Here is a 22,928-nt window from a genome sequence, read left to right as displayed (position 1 = left end):
TATATTCTCTTATTTTTTATGTATGTCCAAAACAATTTTTAATTTAATTTTAGTCATTAAAATAATAAAAGACTGAACATACAAGTTTTACTTATATATCAGTCTCGTCGAAGTTTCTATGTAAAATTACAATCCTTTTCTTTCTTGCATTCTAATAATCATTTTAACATTATTAGTCATCTTATCTTCTATAGATTGTATCAATTGATTTGTATTTAACACATATAATTCTCTATAATCACGATTTATTTTATCCTTACTTTTGCAGATATTTTTTATTAAATTATTAAATATCTCATTTCTTAATTTTAAAAATTTATAATATTTATTTATATCAGTTATATCTTCTTCAAGCTTTATATTAATTGTACTATCTTCATAAGCATTGATTATTAAATCTAATTGAGCATTCAAGTCTTCTTCAGAAGGTATTATTACCTCTTCCATCCATACTCTAATCAAATTTTTAAAACATCCATAGACATATTCTAATTTTAAACAAACTTTATTTAAATCTTCTTCAGTAGCTTCTTCTATTATAAATACTTTGTTTAAATCACACTCAGAAGAAGATACTTCTATTATCTTATTTATTAAAATATCTACCCCTTTATCCATTTCTTCTTTTCCTTCATATTTTTCTCTAACCCTAATACTCTTACTTAATGCCCTGTTTACTAATTTTTTATTAGAATGTTCTTCTTTTTTATTTTTTTTCAACCTTACGATTAAATCTAAAATTCCTCCTGAATAATTTAACTCATAAACTATTCCTTCGTATTTAATTTTTTTATCTATAAGAGGTGCTAAACTTTTCGCAACATCCTTTGATAAATATCCTATGCATTTTCTTTCATTATTTAATAATAATATTGCATTTGGATTTTGTTGATTTGCTGCTTCTCTTAATAAAGTAAGTATATCACCTTTTCTTAATTTTCTTATAAGTTCTTGTCTTTCATCAGATTCTGTTGAAACTATTTTAGTTAAAAAAGAATCACTTCTTTGTATAATATCATCATTTCGGTTTGTTTCTGTAAATGTATTATTCCTTATAACTCTTTTAGTCTTCTTTTTTTTCTTGTTTTGCTTTATATTTGTATATATTATAAAAATTAATCCAATCACAATAATTATCCCTATAAACTTAATATTGTCCTCCATAATATCCTCCTGTTCTTATAGATGATTCAATATATATTATACTATATATGTAGTATAATATGTGTTTTTTACATTATTTGTAAAAAATAAAAGAGCTATATTTTTCAATAGCTCCTTTTCTTATAAATTAACATAAAACTCATATTAAGTTTTTCATATAATATTATTTATTTTTTTAATTATGTTTTCTTTTTCTTCTTTTGATAATGATATACTTTTCTCTATTTCATCTTTTAATTGTATTATTTTTCTATCTTTTACACTTATTTCATCTTCAAATTTCACTTTTATATCATTAAAACTTTTACTAAGTAAATTTATAAGTGATGCCATTTCATCTGAGCTTCCAGCTATTCTATTAAGTAACATTAAATTTTGTTCAAGTATTTCAGGAATATTATCCAAAGAATATCTTAACTGATGGTCTATTTCTCCATATCCTTCTTCAAAAATTGTTCTAACTTGAACCTCTGCAATAACCTTTTTTGTTGTTGGATACGACTCTACTAAATAATGAACTGATCTATAACCAGAAAGTCTAGAGCATACTTCTATGCCTAATTCTTCGAATTTTTTAGTATTATCGCCTTCTCTAATATTTGCTACTATTTCATTCACATTCCACATTTGACTTATAAAATCATGTATCTCTTCCCAATCTTCTTTAAATATATGAATTACTCTTATACCCAATAAATCCGTTATTTCATTTTTATAATTATCTACTGTAAATCTAAAATCATCTCCATATTTTTTTCTTCTGTCTGGTGTCTTTCTAATAATTTTTTCTATTAGATGATGTGCATCTTTTACTCTTGTTTTAACTGAATGAACTTTCTTATGTCCTCTTAAAATATTTGCAATTAAATCTGCTTGAGTTTCATAACTTTTTCTATATTTATTAAAATCAACATATATTTCTTCTAGTTCTCTCCAGTCAACGTTATTCTCCATTAAATAATTTTCATCTATTTTATATTTTCTAAAAAACTCTTCTTTGCTTATAGCCATCTGTATCCTCCTAAGATGATTGATTATCCTTTTTTACTTTAACTATTTTCTTTTTTATGCTAATTTCTTTATATTTATTTAGTATTAAATTTCCTTTATTATTTAGTATATCTACATAAGAACATAAATCTTGCACATCAATAACTCCAATATCTTCTCCTGTTACTCCAGATATATTACTAAATGCACCTACTATATCTACAACTCTTATTTTCTTTTTCTTCCCAGCATTTAAATAAAGTCTTGTAACTTCATTGTGAATCACTTTTTCTTCAAATTTATTTTTCTTATCTTTTAATAATTTTCTTGTATTTTCATCAAATTTTATTTGACCACTTTTTACTTTGTTTTCATTAATATTTTCTATTTCTTCTATCTTCTTTTGTGTATATTCTTCTATCTCAATTAGATACTTTTCATCTTTAGAACTTACCATAGTTATAGCTTTTCCAAAGCTATCTTTTCTACCTGTTCTTCCTATTCTATGAACATAGTTTTCTTTATCATGTGGTACATCGTAGTTTATTACCAGGGAAATGTCATCTATATGTATTCCTCTAGCTGCTACATCAGTGCTCACTAAAATATTAAATTTTCCTTTTTTAAAATCTTTTATTATAAAAATTCTTTTATCTTGAGACATATCTCCGTGTAATTGGCCTACTAAAAACTTATCTTTTTTTAACTTAGAATATAATCTCATGACCCTTTCTCTTGTGTTACAAAAAATTATTAATGAATCTGGATTTTCTATATATATAATTTTTTTTAAAATTTCATATTTTTCTATTTCTTCTACCTTTAGTAAATTTTCTTGTATTTGCTTTTTATTTATATCTTCTTTGTTCTCTATCTCTATAGTTTGAGAGTCCTTTATATATATGTCACATATGTTTTTTATGTCTTTATCTATAGTTGCTGAAAAAAGTCCTTTTGTGCTGTTTTGTGAAATGTTATTGAATATAAATTCCATATCTTCTAAAAATCCTTTATTAAGCATTTTATCAGCTTCATCTATTATAAAATATTTTATATTATCTAAATTAATAGTTTTTCTTTGTATATGGTCAATTATTCTACCTGGTGTAGCCACTACAACATGTACTCTTTGTTTTAATTCTCTTATCTGCTCTTTTATAGGCTGTCTTCCAAATATAGCACTACATCTTACTTTTTTTAATATTCCTATATTAGATAATTCTTCCTTAACTTGAAGAGCTAACTCCCTAGTTGGAACTATCACTAATGCCTGTATATCGTTATTATCTATATCTATATTTTCACATATAGGAATACCAAAACTTGCTGTTTTTCCACTTCCTGTTTTTGATTTTACTATTACACTATTATATTTTAATAATTTTGGAATAACTTCTCCTTGAACTTTTGATGGATTTTTATATCCCAAATTTCCAAGTGCTTTTAATATATTTTTATCTAAATCAAAATTTACAAATTTATCAGTCATTTTTACCACCTTATGTTTTTATTTCTATTAGTTATTTATTATTACAGAATTTACTTAAAATAACAAGGTAACCTTTAAAATTTCAAGTTTTATTATTTATATAAATTTTAATATATAATATTTTTTTAGGAATAATATATAATATTATATTAACAATTATAAGGATGACTACTATGAAAAAAACTATATTATTATTTTATACAGTAATTTCAATACTTATAGCTTTGTTTATGCAAAACAAAGTATACGCTGATAATGAAAAAAGTATATTATTTATTAGTTCCTATACTCCAAGTTTTATAAGTTTTAACGACCAATTGAAAGGCTTAAATTATTGTCTCAATAATAACTATCATATTCAAGTTGAGTATATGAATTCAGAAAAATTTACAGATGAAAAACATGAACTTCATTTTTATAATTTACTTAAACTTAAACTTGAAAATTATAAAAATTTTGATGCAGTGGTTTTAGCAGATGATGCTGCATTAAACTTTGGAATTAAATACAAAAACTCTTTATTTAAAGATATTCCTATAGTATTTTTAGGTGTTAGTGAAGAAAAAAACATCGTAAAAGCTAAAAATGAAAATATGAGTGGTGTTGTTGAATATTCATCTATCTCTGAAACACTTAATTTAATACACAATATTTATAATAATAATAAAAATTTAGTTTTGATTGCGGGAAATCATATTAAATATAAGCATGAAATAAATGATTTTTTTAAACTGCAATCTAAATTAAGTAAATTTAATTTTAAATATATAGAAATACCTCCAAAAGCTGATGATGAATTTCTAAATAAACTTAGAAATTTAAATTCTAAAGACGATGTTGTTTTATTCGTATATCCTTACAGAGATGGTATTGGTAGGTCTATATCTATATTAGAATCAAATGATATTATATCTAAAAATGTAAGTGCTCCTGTTTATACTACTTTAAGTTATAATCTAGAAAATAGCATGATTGGTGGTAAAGTTATATGTCATTTTGAACAAGGAAAAAAAGCAGGTAAATTAATCCTCGATATATTAGAGAATGGATATACTAATCAAAGAATAATTACTTATGAAAATACTAATACGTGGATGTTTAATTATTATAATTTAAAATCAAATGTTATTCATACAGATTTAATTCCTAAAGATTCTATTATAATAAATAAACCTATTCCTTTTTTTGTGACATATAAAAAACTTATTATACCTACACTAATTACATTTATTGGATTTATATCTATAATACTAGCTTTAATTATGTATTCTGTTAAAAAAAGAAAATCAGAAGAAGTATTATATAAAGCTAAATTATTAGCAGAAGATGCAAATAATGCTAAAAATAATTTTATTTCAAATATAAGCCATGAACTTAGAACGCCAGTAGCTATTATATATTCTTCAACTCAACTACTTAGAAAATTAATTTCTAAATATGATCAACAAAATGAAAAAGTAAAAATTATAAATAATAATTTAAATATAATTACACAAAATTCAAATAGGCTATTAAGACTAATCAACAACATAATAGATGTAGCTAAGATTGATTCTGATTTTACTAATTTAAATTTAACAAATGAAAATGTTGTTAGCTTAATAGAAGATACTGTTTTATCTGTTCTTCCTTATGCTGAGGAAAAAAATTTAGAAGTTATATTTGATACTAATGTAGAAGAATTAATTATGGCAGTTGATAAAGAAAAATTAGAAAGAGTAATACTTAATTTACTATCAAATGCAATTAAATTTTCTTATTCTAAAGGCAAAATATTTGCTAATTTAATAGCTACTGATGATAAATTAAAATTTATTATTTCAGATAATGGGATTGGGATTGATGAAAAAAACTTATCTAAAATTTTCGATAAATTTATGCAAGTAGATAATTTATTAACTCGTAGAAATGAAGGTAGTGGAATAGGTTTATCTATAGTTAAATCATTTGTAGAGCTTCATAACGGAAACGTTTATCTAACTTCAAAATTAGGAGAAGGCAGTACATTTACAATAGAATTGCCTATAAAAATCATAGATGATGATTTAAACAATGCAAATGAAATAAATGCTCATGATGTAAATGTAAATATAGAACTTTCTGATATATACGTAAAAAGAGATTCTGATTAAAAAATTTCATACTAAACTAAAAAGGCCTAAATTATATATAATTTAGACCTCTTTTAAATTGGTAATAAAAGTTTATTTATTATAAATATTTTTCCTTAAATCCTCTTCCTTTTACTTCACTCACTTCATTTACAGATATAAATGATCTTGGATCATATTTCAATGCTATCTCTTTTAATTTTGGTATTTCATGAGATAAAACTATACAATATATAATTTTTTTCTTTTCTTTAGTATAAGCTCCTTCTGCATCTAAAAATGTTACACCTCTTGTTAAGTTTTCCATTATATCCGTTGCTATAGAATCTGTTTCTTTTGATATAACTAACACTGATTTTTGTTCATTCATTGCATCTTTTACAAAATTCATTACAGATGCATTTAAAAACATTCCTATCAATGTATATAATGCTAAATCTAATCCAAATAATAGTCCTCCTATAGAAACTATTAATATATTTATTCCTAATGATGTATCTTTTATAGGTATATTTCTTTTAAACTTTAATATTGCTCCTATTATATCTGTTCCACCTAAAGATGATTTAGTTCTAAAAACTATACCTACACCAATTCCTGTTAAAATTCCTCCATATATACTTTGTAATAACATATCATTAATTGGTATAAACTTACTTATATCTTGTGTTATACCTAGTACTATAGAAAATATAACCATGTTTATTAAGCTTGTAAAACAAAATTTCTTTTCTAAATATATAAATCCTAAAATAAATATTGGTATATTTATCAAAAATGTTAATAACCCTATATTTATGTCTGTTATATAGTTTATAGCCGCTGAAGCTCCTGGAACACCTCCACTAAGCAAATGTGCTGGTCTTAAAAATCCATTTACCCCTATACTATTTACAGTCATTCCTATTATAGCCACTGAATACTTCAAAAATATATTGTCCTCTAGAGTGGTATTAACTTTGCTCATTGTTCTCCCCTTAATTTTTTCTATGATAAAATCATAGTTATTTTAAATTTTACTTTAAATTATATTATTGAATCTTTAAGCCTTTTTATCTAGATTAAAAAAATAATAATATAATCAACGCAAATTTCAATAAAAATCCTAGTAATAATGTTTAAATTTTAATATGTTACCCCCTCGTTTTTTATGTTTTTAGAAGTAATCTTCCTCTTTTATTTTAGAGTATATAGCCATTCTTTAAAAATTGCAAGTTTTAATTCTATCATTTTTATTTTTGAATTTTATATTGTAATTTTAAGAGTTTACCATTTCATTCTTTGTTATTTTCATAATTTTCTTTATTTTCTGTTTTTTAAATAAAAAAAAGAGATTTGCTCTAATTTATGTTTTTTACTAATTTTCTACCAAATGCAAATCATTCATGTATACAGTATTTTAGCTTCTAAAAAACATATTATTTAAGCAATCTCTTTTTTTATTTTTTATCTTTTTAAATTTTTCATTCTAAAAATTGCATAATTCCTCAATTTTATCAAATGCTTCTTTTAATATATTTATATCCTTATTACAAGTTATTCTTATGTAGTTGTTATATTTTTTTCCAAAAATATTTCCAGGAAGAACTAGCACACCTTTTTTAATAAGTCGATTTGTAAACTCTTCTCCTGATAATCCTGTTTCTGAAATATTAACAAATAAATATATGCCCCCTTGAGGATTACGTGTATGTATATTTTTTATATCTTTTATTCTATTAAATCCATATTTAATTCTCTCATCATAAATTTTTCTCAAATATGTAGTTATTTCATCTGATAATCTCAATGCTTCTATTGAACCACTTTGACCTATTGTAGGTGCTGAATATGCTATGCCATCATTTATATATCGTGCTACATTTATAATTTCTAAACTTGCAATCATATATCCTATTCTCCATCCTGTCATTGCATAATCTTTAGACATAGTTTTTATTACTACAGTATTTGTAAGGTTTTTATCAATTTCTAGCATTGATGTATATTTATTGTTGTCATACACAAAAGATGTATAAACTTCGTCTGACATTATTATAAGTTTTTTTTCAACACTTAAATCATAAATTTGTTGTAATAATTGTTGTGTATATATTGAACCAGTTGGATTTACTGGTGAGTTAACTATTATTGCCTTAGTTTTTTTAGTTATTTTTTCTTTTATATCATTTATTGTCGGCATAAAATTATTTTCTTCACTAGTATTTACTACTACTACTTTTCCCCCTACGCCTTTAATTTGATCTTTATAAGATGCATAATATGGTCCTATTATTATAACTTCTTCCCCTGGGTTTAAAACTGCTTTTAATGACACATAAAGTGCATTACCTGCTCCAATTGTAACCATTATATTATTTAAATTAAGTTTATGATTATAATTTTTACCTATATATTTTATTATTTCTTCTCTAAAATTTTCATCACCTAAAGGGTGAGTGTACATTGTATGACCTATAATCTTATTTTCTGCTGCTGCTTTTACAATTCTAGAATCTGTTTTTATATCATGATCCCCTAAACTTAAATCTATCATCTTTTTTACCAAAGTTGCACTATCACTCGCTGCCACCATTGCACTTACTTCTAAGTTTTCATACTGTTTTGCTATAAAACTCATTCACTTTTCCCCCTCAAAAAGATTAGTAAAATACCCTATTTTGCTAACTACGATATGATTATTGATGCTTACTCAGTATTAATTTTATTAATATAAATTTTATTCTTAATACATTTAAAAGTCAATTTAATGTTATGTCTATATTTGCTATAAATGAAACATAAAAAAAATATTTTATTGATTTTTAATAAATATAGATATATAATGATTTTGTAATCAAATTTAATTTTAATATTATTTAAAATAAGGAGAAATAATTATGAATAACAATACAACCTTTACTTTTATAAATTTTAATACTTATTATTATGGCTATTATAGATAAAGGTTTGTATTTATGATAAAAAATTACCATCATAGATGCAAATCGTAAAAATTTGCTTCTATGATGGCTATATTTAACACGCTTAAATTGGCCACGTAGGATACTATGTGGCTTTTTATCGTCCTAGGTTTAAAAGGTCACATAGTAAAAATATGTGGCCTTTTTTATATATTACTTAGGAGGTCTTATTCATGAAAAATGATACTAAAGCTTTAAAAAGCAGAGATTTATTTTCTAATAAATTTGGTTTTGTAATATCCTGCGTTGGTGCTGCATTAGGGCTAGGCAACATATGGATGTTTTCTTATAAACTAGGTAAGTATGGTGGTGCTGCATTTTTAATTCCATACTTCTTGTTTGTTTTTATATTAGGCTCAACAGGGCTTATAGGCGAATTTACATTTGGTAGAGCTTTTAAATCTGGTTCTTTGGGTGCTATAAAAAAAGTATTCAAAGATAAAAATTTAAAAGGTGGCTCTATTATTGGGGCTATTCCCACAATAGGTTTATGTGGTGTATTTATGTTTTACTCTATTGTCATGGGGTGGATTTTAAAATACTTCTTCTTAAGCATAACAGGAGAAATTAGTTCTATACATACTCAAACTTACTTTGATACTTTTGCTGGAACAAATGCAACTATTGTGTGGTTTTTATTATCAGTACTAATTACTTTAAGCGTTGTATGTCTTGGTGTTAATAAAGGAATTGAAAATTTAAATAAAGTAATAATGCCATTACTACTTATACTTTTTATAATACTAACTATTAAATCCTTAAGTTTAGATGGCTCTATGGCTGGTGTTGAATACCTTTTAAAACCAAGATGGAATTACTTGCTTAATATAGAAACTTGGGTTATGGCACTAGGTCAAGCTTTCTTTACTGTATCTCTTAATGGTTGTGGAATGGTTGTTTATGGAAGTTATATAGATGAAAAATTTAATATTCCTTCGTCTGCTCTTAGTACTGCTTTCTTTGATACATTAGCAGCTTTACTAGCTTCTTTCATGATAATCCCAGCTGTATTTGCATTCAAACTTGACGTAGCTGCAGGACCATCACTTTTATTTATAACAGTACCAACAATATTTAAGTCTATGCCTTACGGAAATTTTTTAAGTATTTTATTTTTCTTAAGTATAATATTTGCTGCAGTATCTTCTTCTGTAAATATGTTAGAAGGTCCTGTTGAAGCACTTATATCAACTTTTAATATGTCTAGAAAAAAAGCTTCTATTTTAATAAGTTCTATTTGCTTTATATTAGCTATACCTCTAGCAACTAGTCTTACTAATTTTGATAACTTTACTAATTTTATAACTATATTTGTTTCTCCTATTGGAGCATTAATTGTAGCTTATGTATTTTTCTATATCCTTGATAGTGAATTTATATTAGATGAAATCAACAAGGGGTGTAAAAGAAAATTTAAAATTAACTTTGTTTACTTTGGGAGATATGTATTTGTGTTAGTAACTATTGTAGTTATAATTCTTGGAGCAGTCTATGGAGGTATCGGCTAAGTTATATTGAGTTTATTATGTATGAAAGATAGTTATATAGGTCTTCCTATATGACCTTTCTTTCATACATTTTTCAATTTTTTAATATCTATATGAATTAAATTTCTATAGTACTTTCGTCTAAGTATCTATAGTTTGGTCTTAGTTTTTTTAAATCTTGCATTAATTTAAATAATGCTTGGTCCTTTTTCTTTGCTTCTATCATTACATCAAAATTTTTGCTTGATTTTTCTTTGGCTAGCTCTATAAATTTTATAAAGCTTTCTGGCTCTATATAATCTGAATGTTTTCTATCTTTTTCAAATTCTTTTGGACTTGAAAAGTGGATTTTAGGAGGTAGTTCTTCTTCTTTCCAAGTATTAAATATATCACTTAATAAATCATTTATGTTTTCACCTTCATTTTTACATATATGATGATGTACATCTAAAACCATTGGTATATTTGTTTTCTTACATATTTCTAGTACCTCTTTCGCTGTAAATGTTTTATCATCATTTTCTAGTATTAATCTTTCTTTTATTCTATTTGGAAATTTATTTAGATTATCTATAAATTTCTGTATACTTTTTTCTTTTCCTCCTTGTCCACTTCCAATATGTATCACCATTTTTCCATTTTCTAAATTCATAGCTTCAAGTATGTCTACTTGTGTATTTAAATTCCTAAGTGTATTTTTAACAACTTCTTCTCTTATACTGTTTATTACATTAAATTGGTCTGGATGTAAATCTACTCTCATATTGCTATTTTTTATTATTTTTCCTATATACTCAAAGTCACATTTAAAATATTTTATATAATCCCACATAACATCTGGGTGTGTAGCTAAAGGTACTAAGTTTGATGTTAGTCTATAAAAATGTATATTATTTTTTATATTATAATTTAAAATATGTTCTAATGCTTCTATATTTGAGTACGTAACATCTTTTAACTTTTTTATTTTTTCGTCTTTTGTGTTTAACTTTGTATACCTTGCATAAGTTAAAGTACTTGAAGATGTTACTTTTTCTAGGTTCAATGCTATTGCCACATATCCTAATCTTATTTTCATTTTTATGCTCCTTAAATTTATTTACATATATTTATTTTTTCTTATTTATATTTTTGTATACTTTTTAATGATAATATACTACTATAATTATTAAAACTTATAATTATAAGTTTTTTAGATATATATACTTTTATAAGGTGGGGATATATTATGAATAATTCAGTTAAGTTAGTCAGAGATAAAACGCCTGAGATAATAGAATCTTCAGGTAAAAAGTGCATAATAGAAAATTTAGATGATCAGCAAATGGTAGAATATCTTTATGTTAAATTCAACGAGGAATTATATGAACTTTTTTACTGTGAAGAATTAGAAGGCTTTGCAGATGTTATGGAGGTTTTATTCTCGATAGGCAAAAGATATGGTTATTCTGAACAAGATATCCTAAGAAAAAGAAGTGAGAAAAAAGCTACTCATGGAAGCTTTGATAATAATATACTACTAAAACACATATACTAAAAATGAGGTAACTGCCTTATAATAAAATCTAATATTTTAAGACAGTTACTCATATAAATTTATTTAAATATATTTTTAGCTTTAGCAGCTTCTTTGCTACCTTTATAGTTATACTCTTCTGGATTTCTTTGGAAACCTCCATCTTTCATTTTTGCTTTAAATTCTGGACTTGAAGTATTTAGTCCTTTAAAATAATCACCTTGAGATGAATACACACTTTTTTTACTTTGGTTTTTTATTTCCATTTTCAATCCTCCTTATGTATAATGTTACTCATATCTTTTGTATTAAAGCAATTTTATATTCTATTATTTTTTATTTCCTATTTTTATATAATATTTATCCATTATCTTCGCATATATATGAGCATATCTAAATTTTAAGCTAGTTTATTTTTAATGAATTTATAGGAGATAAAATACTATGAAAAGAAAAAAATTAATTTTAAATGCTTTAATATTAACTTTTACTACAATGATGCTTGGATTTATACATATGGCATTTAGAGTATATCTATCTAATAAAATTGGTGCTGAAGGAATGGGATTATTTCAATTAATAATGAGTATAAATGTAGTAACTTCTACCTTAGCTATTTCTGGCATACGAATCACGACAACTAGACTTGTTGCCGAAGAGCTAGGTAAAGGTAACTTCTACAAAATAAAAAACATTGTTAAGAAAGGTATCGTATACTCATTATTTTTTAGCATTTTATCATCAACTTTGTTATATTATTTTTCTGAATTTATAAGCATTATGTTAATACATGATACTAGAGCTATAATCCCGCTAAAAATAATTTCTTGTAGCTTGCCATTTGTCGGCATTTGTTCTTGCTTAAATGGATATTTTTATGGCTGTCGAAAAGTAATTAAAAGCGTAAGTGCAGATATTATTGAAAGTGTTACTATGATGACTATTATTATACTTTTAATGAGTTCCTTTTTACCTATGGGTCTTGATTTTACTTGTTCGTTAGTTGCTGTTGGCATGGCTGTTGGCATTATAATATCAACGCTATATTCTTACATATTATACATATTTGAAAAAAATCCTACTCATTATACCTTATCTAAAAAAGATAACAAATGCTCACTAATTGAAATTGCTTGCATTGCATTTCCAATAGCTTGTAGTGCTTACATACAAACCTCTCTTAGAACATTAGAGGATATACTTATTCCTGATGCACTTAGAAAATTTGGTTCTTCTAACGCCGCCTCATTAGCTGCATTTGGAATGATAAAAGGAATGGTTTTACCTATATTAGTTTTTCCATCTATCTTTTTAGCATCTTTTTCTACTCTCATTATTCCTGAAATTTCAGAGGCAAATGCTCTAAATCAAAGAAAAAGAGTAAATTACATAATTTCTAAAGTTTTAAAATTCACTTTATTAATCGCAATGTTTGCTACTGGATTGTTTATAATTTTTTCTAAAGAACTTGGAATGGCTATTTATAATAGTCAAGAAGTTGGAGTTATGATGAAAATTTTAGCTCCTCTTATTCCTCTTATGTATTTAGATAGAATTGTAGATGGAAGTTTAAATGCACTTAATCATCAAATGAGTACATTAAAATATAATTTAATAGACATGGTTGTTCGAATTTTTATAATATATTATTTCATTCCTAGAAAGGGAATTTCAGGGTTTATAATGGTTATTTTTATAAGTACTATACTTAATGCTTCCTTAAGCTTAAATCGTCTTTTAAAAGTAACTAACCTAGATTTTCACATATTAGATTGGGTAATAAAACCATTTATATGTGTAAGTATATCTGCCTACTTGTCAAAATTTTTATTTAATATTATAGAAATTAATCCTTTAATCTCAATTCAAATTATATTAGTATTAACTTTATATTTTATATTTTTATTTTTATTTGGTTGTCTTAAAAAGAAAGATATTATGTGGTTTATGGATGGGTTTAAAAATGAAGTTAAAAATGTTGAATGTAGCAATATAAATATATATAAACAATTTTAATTAACTAGAAGGATTTTATAAAATAACCTAACAAAGGGATGAAATATAAGTTTTCATCCCAAGCCATATGTCTATCACAAATTTATCCTATAATCCTTGTTTTATATATATCATATATAAAGAATTTATTATATGATCAATTTCATCTATAGTATTGAAAAATCCAAAACTAAATCTTAATGTTCCATTAGAAAATGTATCTAGAGTCTTATGTGCAATAGGTGCTGATTGTAATCCACTTCTTGTTAAAATTCCATATTCTCTTTCTAAATTATAGCAAATTAATCCATTATCAATATTTTTAAAGTTTAAAGATACAATTGGGGATCTATTAATTAAATCTTTTTTACCTACTATTAAACTTTCATCTATATTTTTTACTTCTTCTAAGAATTTTTTTGTAAGACTCATTTCTTCTTCATATATATTTTTAATACCTAAATTAGTTACATACTTTAATGACTCATTAAGACCAAATATTCCAGGAATATTTAATGTTCCACTTTCAAATTTATCTGGCATATAATTAGACTGTACTTCTAACTCTGAATCACTTCCAGTTTCTCCTTCTATAAAAGGTTTTATTTGTGAAACTATAGAATCTTTTATTAAAAATCCACCTATTCCTTGTGGACCTAAAAGTCCTTTATGTCCCGTAAAACATAATATATCAATATTATCCTTTTCCATATCTATGTCTAGTATTCCAGCAGATTGAGCCGCATCTACTATAAATATTTTATTATGTTTTTTGCACAATGCTCCTATTTCTCTTACTGGTAATATTGTTCCACAAACATTTGATACATGTGTTACTACTACCGCTTTTGTATTATCAGTCATAGCTTTTTCTATGTCATTTAATTCTATTTCTCCTAATAAGTTGCAGTTTACTGTAGTTACTGTAACATGGTTATCTTGTAATCTTGCTAAAGGTCTCATTACAGCATTATGTTCCATTGAAGATACTATTACATTATCCCCTGGTTTTAATAATCCTTTTAAAACTGTATTTAGACTTGTGGTAACATTTTGTGTAAATACAGTATTTTCTGGCTTATCGAAATTAAATAGTTTACATAATAATTCTCTTGTTTCATAAACAATATTTTCTGGTTGATATTCAGTAGAATAACTTCCTCTGTTTACATTACAACCTATACTGTTTATATAAGATAACATCGCCTCACCTACTAAAGGTGCTTTTGGATAAGATGTTGCTGCATTATCACAATAAATTTTTTTCATAGCCTTTCCCCCCTATGTTACTATCTTGGACTATTAAGTTTTTACAATTTTCCCTTTCCCTATAAGATTCATATTAATGTATCTTTATTTGAAATAAAGAATCCTATAATTACATAGTAGCAAACTTTAATTTAGTAGGCAATTTAACGTAAAAAATATAAATATTCTGATTAATTAAAGGTATGCCTATTTTTGTTAAAATATTATTTAAAATTGGAATGAAATTGGAATTTATACAACCTATGTAATTCATATCTATAAAAATATAAATTATATATTTTAAATATATATATCTGTAAATATTATATAAACTCACTTTCTTACATTTTTATTAATTTTTTTATATATAATATATCTTTAATATATATAGTTTTATAAATAATATTTTGTATATGTTTTATCAAAAAAACTACTCTAAATACATTATCTTCACAAAATATATTTAGAGTAGTTTTTTATTTTTTTATCTAATTCATATTATTTATAAATTTAATTATGTTATCAGTTGTTATTTTTAACTGTTTTTGTTCACTTATGATAGCATCGTTATCTGAATTTTGCTTTCCATAATCTCCAAATTGAGAATGGTTTCCACCTTCTATTTCTACATATGTTGTATCTAGCGGTAATTTTTCTTTTGACTCTACTAAGTTCTTGAAATTCATTACTCCATCTTTACTTCCCCAAATAGAAAGTGCATCTTTACCTATTTTTTTTAAGTCATCACCCATAGGATATGATGCTAAAAATACCACTCCATCTACCATATTATTTTTAACTGCAAAATTTGAAGCCATAACACCACCTAAAGAGTGTCCCCCAACTGCCCAACTTTCTACATTTGGATACTTTTCTATAATTTTTTCACCTTTATTTATCCCAAGCACTGCTAAATTTAAAGGCATAGGCACAATTGCTACTTCATATCCACTTTCTGCTATTTTCTTACATAAAGGTGCGTAACTCTCTGGTTCAACCTTAGCTCCTGGATAAAATATAAACCCCTTAGTTACTTTTTTATTTTTAGGTGTAAATGTTATAAATTCATCTGTATTAACTTCAACTAAATCATTACTTATAAGCGATTCTTTAGCCAAAGACTGAGGTTCATATGACATATTTGCCCAAATTAAAAATCCTATTATTAATACCCCTAAAACTCCTATTAGAGCTTTTAATCTATATTTATGGTTATTTTTATTTATATCTTTTGAATTTTTTATACTCTCATCAACCTTGTCATAAAGTAAAGGTCTCTCAAGTTCCATTGTTATACTAAAAGTATCATCTACTTTTTTGTCTTTCCCCTTTACATCATTATTCATACTATCCCTCCACTACAAATTAAATACTATTATAGTTTATCACATATATACTAATTTTTCATCTTATGAATTACTCTAATATATACTTAAAATAAAAATAGAGATATCCTATTTTTTAAGATAACTCTATTTCCTTATTGCAAATCCTGTTAAACTATCAATTACTCTTTCAATACTATCTAAACATATCACCTAATTCTAATATAGATCTTTATCATCAAATTGTGAAATGTATTTATCTTCAAGGTCTTTTAATTGTTTTTTAAATTCTAATATTGTTATATCATCTTTCATTTCAATTTCCTCTAGTACTTCAAATACATATACTTTTGAACCAAATTCATTCCAATCCTTTTGCATTTTAGGATTAATACATGAATTTGTAGACATAGAAAAATTAAAACGATTCTTCATACCCCTAAGGTCTATCTCACTTCTTATTAAATTTTTATTATTAACGGTGTTAGTTATTTTATATACGCCACCTGTTGTTGTACGTTCTTTATATTCATACATCGCTTCTTTTCTTTTACCTTTTTTATTAAGTTTCATAATATCTTCTCCTCTACTTTTGTTACACTTTTCTTGTGAAAAACTTACATCCTCTACTGACTTATTATCTTTAATTAGCTTTTTCTTATTTCTACTCTTTATAACATTAGTACAATTTCTACAAGATGGAGAACAGTATTTTTCTCGTTCACTTTTAGCAATAAACACTTTATTACAATACTCACAACGATTAACTATAAATTTTTCATTTGTAACTACAAATGCATATATTGTTTCTATAATGCTTTGTAATGAATCAAATTCCCAATTTATTTCAGTTTTTTCAAACATTGATATAGTAAAGCTTATCTTTTGAGCTTTAAATTTACCAGCCATAATAGTTACAGGCTCTGTCAAATTAACATCCCTATATATTAATAATTGATTAACATGATTAGATATCATTTTTGAAAATTCCAATATCCAATTAATTTGCTCACTATAAAATTTTGAAAATACAACATCTAAAATTAATGGTCTTTTTCCATAAAATTTTGGTGAATCTTCTGCTTTAAATATAGTTAAATGTTCATCAAAATTTCTTGTGTATATATCTTCTTCTTGTGTAAATGGTAAAAATAAATTTATATAATCTTTAGCATCCATTAACTTTTCTTTTGTTAATATACTATTTTCTGTAAAAAGCACAGTTTCTTCTCCAACAATATTCCTATTATAAACATTTGAACTAACTAGACCTAAAAGTCCATAATTTTTAGCAAATAAAATTATTTTTTCTAATATAAGTTCTTTATTTATATATTCTTTTAACGCTTCATCACCCAACTCTATTAAATCAAATAATAACTTATCAGATACCTCAAATGGATTGTAAATTGTATAAGTAGAATTTTTTGCCGGAATAATATATGTATTTCCATCATTATCATTTTTAAGTTCATATTCACTATATTTAATCCATTCAGTTTTAAAATTACTTAATTGAAAATTGTTTTTCATATAATTTAATCCTCTCTATATATAATTCGCAATTGTTAATATATATGTCCATTAAATATATTAACAATCATTATGATATATGTTAATACTTATCATGTCAATACATATTAACAATAAAAAAAGCTGCTTTAAAATTAAAACAGCTTCCAATAACTTATATATTAATATTTTTTTCTTAAATTTTTTTCCCACAACATATGCAGTAAATTGAATCATTATCTATTTTAGATTCACAAAATTCACAAATCATCATATTTTCTTCTTCTAAACATACCTTTTTCCCACATTCTGGACAGAACTTATCACTTACGCTTAATTCATTGTTACATTCACATTTAATTTGTATTTGTGACTTTCTTAAATTTTCAATTCTTAAATTATTTTCATATATTTTTTTATCTAAATCTAATAATTCTTGACACATATCATCAAAACTAGAATCATACACTTCTTGTTTTCTAAATTTTTCATAAGTTAAAATTCCTAACTCTAATAAAATATTGGTTTTTTCAAGATTATCTTGTTCTATTTCTTTTTTTATTTCTAATTCCTCTTTAAAAATACTTATTTTTTCCTTTTTTTTATCTAAATCCATTTTTATTCCTCCTAAAATTAATTAGTAAATGTGTTTAACTTATATCCTACAAATGACATTATAAAGCTATATATAAACGAAATTATTAAAGTTGTTATTAAACTAAATCCCATATATGTTGAACTTGAATAAGTTGTAAGTTGTATAGTTGTAAACATAGACAAAATCCCCATAAAAATTGAATAAGATATTGCTAAAGTTAATACTGATTTGATTCCTTCTTTTTTATACTTAGATTTTAGTTTACATCCAGCTATTAATAAAATTAAAGCTGATAAAGCAACCATTGCACAAAAAATTAATTTTGAATCTCCCATCAAATATGTACCACCTGCATCTATTACCGATAATTTATATACTCCAATATTTACAGGTATTAAATTAGCAAATGACCATACATATATAGATAATTGAGTTAACACTACTCCTAATCCTAACTTACCTATATAACTACTTAAACCTAATTCCATTAAATAGTTACTATTTGATATACTTAACATACCTAATAATATAAAAATCAAAATATACCCTAAGAAAATTATTTTAAATGCTTGTCTAAATATTCCTAAATATATATTTTTTTCTATGTGTTCTTTTCTCAATCCTATAAAATACGTACTCAAAAATCCTATTATAAATCCATTTATAAATAAACTTAAGAATTTATAACTAAAACCTAAGCTATATCCATATTGAAATAAATCATGTGGATTTGCTCTAACGTTAGTAAATATGCATAAAATCCCTAAAAATCCTCCATATACAATTCCTACCCCTATTGAATCAATTAGGTTAGACTTAGAGTCTTTTTTAGGTTTTTTCATAAATATAAAATTAGATATAATCATTGCTACTATAGGTAAAATTACCGATAATAATAAACCAAATTTAGCACTAACTGAAGATGAACCCATCATAGTAGATGTACTTACATTTACAGTTCCTAAATTTAATCCTAATAATATGTGTACCAGATTTATTGAATTACTAATTTGTTTAAATTGATTTGATATCATAAATTTAAATCCAATAGCTACTAAAAGTAACATTATTACAGCTAATCCAGATGTTAATATTATGTTTTTTAAATTTAAATAAGCTAAATCATTTTTTATTACTTCTTTAAATTTTAATTTCCCCTTAGCTTCATTTAAAGTAACTATTTCATTCAAATCATTCCCACAAAATTTGCAATATGTACTACTGAAGCTGTTGTCTTTTTCACATATTTTACAATGTAAATTATCATTTTTTTTCATTGTGAATTTATCATTTTCTATATCCTTAGATGATTTTCCATCTATTTTAGAATAGTTACTATATACATTATTGTTATTTTCTGTACTATCCATATTCTTCCTCCAAAATATTTTTTAAAATTACAATGTATTATTGCCATGTTTTCCTATATTATATCAGAAAATGCTTAACTCTAGCTTAACTACGAATATAATTATGAGTTAAAATAAATATGGAGTATATAAAAATACATATACATTGTATTTTTATATACTCCACTCACAAATTAATTATTCATATTTATTCATATAATCTGAGGTCTCACTAGGTAGTCCCTTTTTATCTAATTTAGCTTCTATAATATCTTTAATTATAGAGTAAATTACTGCAAACAAAGGTACTCCTATTATCATTCCTACTAATCCTAAAACTTTTCCTGCTACTAATAATGAGAACAGTATCCAAAATGCAGATATTCCAATAGAATCTCCTAAAATTTTAGGTCCTATAAAGTTCCCATCTAATTGTTGGATTACTACTATTATTAATAAAAACCATAATGCCTTTATAGGAGATACAAATAATATTATTATAGCCGATGGAATTGCTCCAAAGAATGGTCCAAAGAACGGTATAATATTAGTTATTCCTATTATCACTGATATTAATAATATATATGGCATTTTAAATATAGTAAGTACTACAAATGTTAACACTCCTATTATTGATGAATCTATTATTTTACCACTTAGAAACTTACCAAATGTATTATTAGTTCTATGAGTTAATTCTAAAATTTTACTAGAATGTTTTTCATTAAATAAAGCAAATGTCATTTTTTTACCTAATGCATAAAAATTTTCTTTGTCTATTAGCATATAAATAGAAATTATTAATCCTAAAATTATATTCCAAATACTAGATGCTGTAGTTTTAAGAATATCTCCTATTATAGGAAATAAATTTGTAATTATATCCATAAATACTTCTGCAAGTTCATTTAGTTTTTGTACTGCTATATTTAGATATTGTTCATCAATATGAAATTTATTACTTTTTATTACATCATCTACAAGAATACTTAAATTCTTTGCATACCTAGGTATATCATTTACTAGTCCAGAAACACTATCTACTAATTGAGGAACTACAAACTGCATAAATAAGCCTACTATTAATAGCGCAGTACTATATGTAAGTAATAATCCTAGTCCCCTTTTATGACCTTTTTTAAAACTTTTAAATTGTTCTTTAATTAATAACTTTTCTTCATAAAATTTCAATATAAAGTTTAATAGATATGCCATTACAAATCCAATAATAAATGGCTGGAATATACCCATTATTTCCCCTATCTTACCTGAAAATTTATCAAATTGAGATATTATATTATAAAATATAATACTGCAGCAAACTACTATAAATGTATATACCGACATTGTGGTATATTTTCCATTCCAATTAATCTTCATTTTCCCTCCTAATAATCGTGCTTAATACTTGTTTTAACTTTAATTATACCCATATATTAACATTAATTAAACATATTTAACTAATATTTAACACTTACTAGCTTTTATTCTTAATTGATATTATATAATAAATCAAAATACATTGTTGTATAAAGTGAAAAATCTCCTAATAAAAGGAGATTTTTCACTTTAAATTCGTATTAGAATTCAGCATTCTTAGGTGTTCTTGGGAATGGTATTACGTCTCTTATATTAGACATTCCTGTCATATACATTATTATTCTTTCAAATCCTAAACCAAATCCTGAGTGAGTAGCTGTTCCGAACTTTCTAAGTTCTAAATACCACCAGTAATCTTCCTCGTTTAAGTTCATTTCTTTTATTCTATCTAATAATACATCATGTCTTTCTTCCCTTTGAGATCCACCAACTATTTCTCCAACACCTGGAACTAATAAATCCATCGCTCTAACAGTTTTTCCATCTTCATTCATTCTCATATAGAATGCTTTTATATCCTTTGGATAATCTGTTACAAATACTGGAGCATTGTATATTTGTTCTGTTATATATCTTTCATGTTCAGTTTGAAGGTCACATCCCCACTCAACTGGATACTCAAACTCATGTCCTGATTCTATTAATAATTCAACTGCTTTAGTATAAGTTATTCTTACAAAGTCAGAATTTACTACATTATTTAATCTTTCAAATAAGCCTTTATCTATAAAGCTATTGAAGAATTCCATTTCTTCTGGTGCATTTTCAAGAACGTAGTTTATAACATATTTTATCATATCTTCTGCAAGTTCCATATTATCTTCAAGATCTGCAAAAGTTATTTCAGGCTCTATCATCCAGAACTCAGAAGCATGTCTTCCTGTATTTGAATTTTCAGCTCTAAATGTAGGACCAAATGTATAAACATTTCTAAATGCAAGAGCCATTATTTCTGCATTTAATTGTCCACTAACTGTTAAATTAGCTTCTTTTCCAAAGAAATCATTAGAATAATCTATTTTTCCATCTTCAGTTTTTGGTATATCATTTAAGTCCATAGTAGTAAGTCTGAACATTTCTCCTGCGCCTTCACAGTCACTTCCTGTTATAATAGGAGAATGTGCATATACGAAGTTTCTATCTTGGAAGAACTTATGTATAGCATATGCAGCTAAAGATCTTACTCTAAATACTGCTGAGAATGTATTACTTCTTGGTCTTAAGTGTGCTATTGTTCTTAAATACTCAAGAGTATGTCTTTTCTTTTGTAGTGGGTATGAACTATCTGATTCCCCTTCTACAACTATTTTAGTTGCATGTATTTCTACTGGTTGCTTAGCACCTTCTGTAGCTACTAACTCTCCTTCTACCAATACAGATGAACTTATTGGTAATTTAGATATATCTTTAAAGTTCTCTAATTTTTCATCATAAACTATTTGCATATTTTTAAAGAAACTTCCATCATTTAATTCTATAAATCCAAAATTCTTAGATCCTCTAGCTGTTCTTATCCATCCAGCTACTTTTACTTCTTTACCTATATATTGCTCTTTACTTTTATATAACTCTTTTACTGTTATAAATTCATTTTGCATTTAATTTGCCTCCTTAGGATATATTACAATATATCATTTTTAAAATTTATTTTATACTTAAATAAAGAATTAAAAAAAGCCCCTCATCCCACATAAAGGGACGAAAGGCTATTACTCTCTCGCGGTACCACCCTAATTGTCAAAATTTGACCTCTTAGTTAAGCTATGCTTATGGTTTGTAACGGAACCCACCGTCTAAGCCT

General features: G+C 25.0%; 18 protein-coding genes and 1 other annotated feature (1 of these 19 running past the window's edge). Of the genes, 4 read left to right on the top strand and 14 right to left on the bottom strand.

Annotated elements, in window-relative coordinates:
* Positions 1–126 precede the first annotated feature (126 nt).
* The 3 genes from CHF27_RS02825 to CHF27_RS02815 all read right to left on the bottom strand — a co-directional run bounded on the left by CHF27_RS02825 (position 127) and on the right by CHF27_RS02815 (position 3,643).
* Entirely contained in the window at positions 127–1,164 is a 1,038-nt protein-coding gene (locus CHF27_RS02825; RefSeq protein ID WP_095405977.1) for an HIRAN domain-containing protein, read from the bottom strand.
* 153 nt (positions 1,165–1,317) lie between these two features.
* The gene (locus tag CHF27_RS02820) at positions 1,318–2,175 is read right to left on the bottom strand and encodes a RelA/SpoT domain-containing protein (RefSeq protein WP_199533600.1); all 858 of its coding nucleotides are present in this window, start codon (positions 2,173–2,175) and stop codon (positions 1,318–1,320) included.
* A gap of 10 nt (positions 2,176–2,185) precedes the next feature.
* Positions 2,186–3,643, bottom strand: a complete 1,458-nt coding sequence (locus CHF27_RS02815; RefSeq protein WP_095405975.1) for a DEAD/DEAH box helicase — start codon at positions 3,641–3,643, stop codon at positions 2,186–2,188.
* A gap of 173 nt (positions 3,644–3,816) precedes the next feature.
* On the opposite strand from CHF27_RS02815, the gene CHF27_RS02810 reads away from it, so the two are divergent.
* Entirely contained in the window at positions 3,817–5,775 is a 1,959-nt protein-coding gene (locus CHF27_RS02810; RefSeq protein WP_158534718.1) for a sensor histidine kinase, read from the top strand.
* 79 nt (positions 5,776–5,854) lie between these two features.
* Here the strand turns inward: CHF27_RS02810 and CHF27_RS02805 are convergent, their stop codons facing one another.
* Positions 5,855–6,721: a YitT family protein gene (locus CHF27_RS02805; RefSeq protein WP_095405973.1), complete on the bottom strand. Its 867-nt coding sequence runs from the start codon at positions 6,719–6,721 to the stop codon at positions 5,855–5,857.
* A 501-nt stretch (positions 6,722–7,222) separates the two neighbouring features.
* Positions 7,223–8,374, bottom strand: coding sequence for an aminotransferase class I/II-fold pyridoxal phosphate-dependent enzyme (locus tag CHF27_RS02800; protein ID WP_095405972.1), 1,152 nt, complete (start codon positions 8,372–8,374; stop codon positions 7,223–7,225).
* Between the two features lie 516 nt (positions 8,375–8,890).
* Between CHF27_RS02800 and CHF27_RS02795 the strand changes: the two genes are divergently transcribed.
* Positions 8,891–10,225, top strand: a complete 1,335-nt coding sequence (locus CHF27_RS02795) for a sodium-dependent transporter (RefSeq protein WP_095405971.1) — start codon at positions 8,891–8,893, stop codon at positions 10,223–10,225.
* 97 nt (positions 10,226–10,322) lie between these two features.
* Here CHF27_RS02795 and uvsE read toward each other — a convergent pair whose 3' ends face one another.
* Entirely contained in the window at positions 10,323–11,282 is a 960-nt protein-coding gene (gene uvsE, locus CHF27_RS02790; protein ID WP_095405970.1) for a UV DNA damage repair endonuclease UvsE, read from the bottom strand.
* A 150-nt stretch (positions 11,283–11,432) separates the two neighbouring features.
* Here uvsE and CHF27_RS02785 point away from each other — a divergent pair, with 150 nt between their 5' ends.
* The gene (locus tag CHF27_RS02785) at positions 11,433–11,741 is read left to right on the top strand and encodes a nucleoside triphosphate pyrophosphohydrolase (protein ID WP_095405969.1); all 309 of its coding nucleotides are present in this window, start codon (positions 11,433–11,435) and stop codon (positions 11,739–11,741) included.
* Between the two features lie 59 nt (positions 11,742–11,800).
* Here the strand turns inward: CHF27_RS02785 and CHF27_RS02780 are convergent, their stop codons facing one another.
* Positions 11,801–11,986, bottom strand: a complete 186-nt coding sequence (locus CHF27_RS02780; RefSeq protein ID WP_095405968.1) for a hypothetical protein — start codon at positions 11,984–11,986, stop codon at positions 11,801–11,803.
* Positions 11,987–12,164: 178 nt separating this feature from the next.
* Here CHF27_RS02780 and CHF27_RS02775 point away from each other — a divergent pair, with 178 nt between their 5' ends.
* Entirely contained in the window at positions 12,165–13,736 is a 1,572-nt protein-coding gene (locus CHF27_RS02775; RefSeq protein ID WP_095405967.1) for an oligosaccharide flippase family protein, read from the top strand.
* 87 nt (positions 13,737–13,823) lie between these two features.
* Here CHF27_RS02775 and CHF27_RS02770 read toward each other — a convergent pair whose 3' ends face one another.
* The 7 genes from CHF27_RS02770 to asnS all read right to left on the bottom strand — a co-directional run bounded on the left by CHF27_RS02770 (position 13,824) and on the right by asnS (position 22,725).
* Complete coding sequence (locus CHF27_RS02770; protein ID WP_095405966.1) at positions 13,824–14,984, bottom strand: aminotransferase class V-fold PLP-dependent enzyme; 1,161 nt, start codon at positions 14,982–14,984, stop codon at positions 13,824–13,826.
* A 467-nt stretch (positions 14,985–15,451) separates the two neighbouring features.
* Complete coding sequence (locus CHF27_RS02765; RefSeq protein ID WP_199533599.1) at positions 15,452–16,309, bottom strand: alpha/beta hydrolase; 858 nt, start codon at positions 16,307–16,309, stop codon at positions 15,452–15,454.
* A gap of 198 nt (positions 16,310–16,507) precedes the next feature.
* Positions 16,508–17,821 (bottom strand): GIY-YIG nuclease family protein, encoded by a 1,314-nt coding sequence (locus CHF27_RS02760; RefSeq protein WP_199533598.1) that lies wholly within the window; start codon positions 17,819–17,821, stop codon positions 16,508–16,510.
* Positions 17,822–17,996: 175 nt separating this feature from the next.
* Positions 17,997–18,416, bottom strand: coding sequence for a zinc ribbon domain-containing protein (locus CHF27_RS02755; RefSeq protein WP_095405965.1), 420 nt, complete (start codon positions 18,414–18,416; stop codon positions 17,997–17,999).
* 17 nt (positions 18,417–18,433) lie between these two features.
* Positions 18,434–19,768, bottom strand: a complete 1,335-nt coding sequence (locus CHF27_RS02750) for a hypothetical protein (RefSeq protein WP_095405964.1) — start codon at positions 19,766–19,768, stop codon at positions 18,434–18,436.
* Between the two features lie 177 nt (positions 19,769–19,945).
* Positions 19,946–21,127 (bottom strand): AI-2E family transporter, encoded by a 1,182-nt coding sequence (locus CHF27_RS02745; RefSeq protein ID WP_095405963.1) that lies wholly within the window; start codon positions 21,125–21,127, stop codon positions 19,946–19,948.
* 200 nt (positions 21,128–21,327) lie between these two features.
* Positions 21,328–22,725 (bottom strand): asparagine--tRNA ligase, encoded by a 1,398-nt coding sequence (gene asnS, locus CHF27_RS02740; RefSeq protein ID WP_095405962.1) that lies wholly within the window; start codon positions 22,723–22,725, stop codon positions 21,328–21,330.
* 93 nt (positions 22,726–22,818) lie between these two features.
* Positions 22,819–22,928 (bottom strand) — a binding site (T-box leader) (it continues 126 nt past the right edge of the window).

The sequence above is a fragment of the Romboutsia maritimum genome, from assembly GCF_002251085.2.
GTDB lineage: Bacteria > Bacillota > Clostridia > Peptostreptococcales > Peptostreptococcaceae > Romboutsia_B > Romboutsia_B maritimum.
The sequence above is the reverse complement of the archived record's forward strand: the minus strand, read 5'-3'. Positions and strand labels throughout refer to the sequence as shown.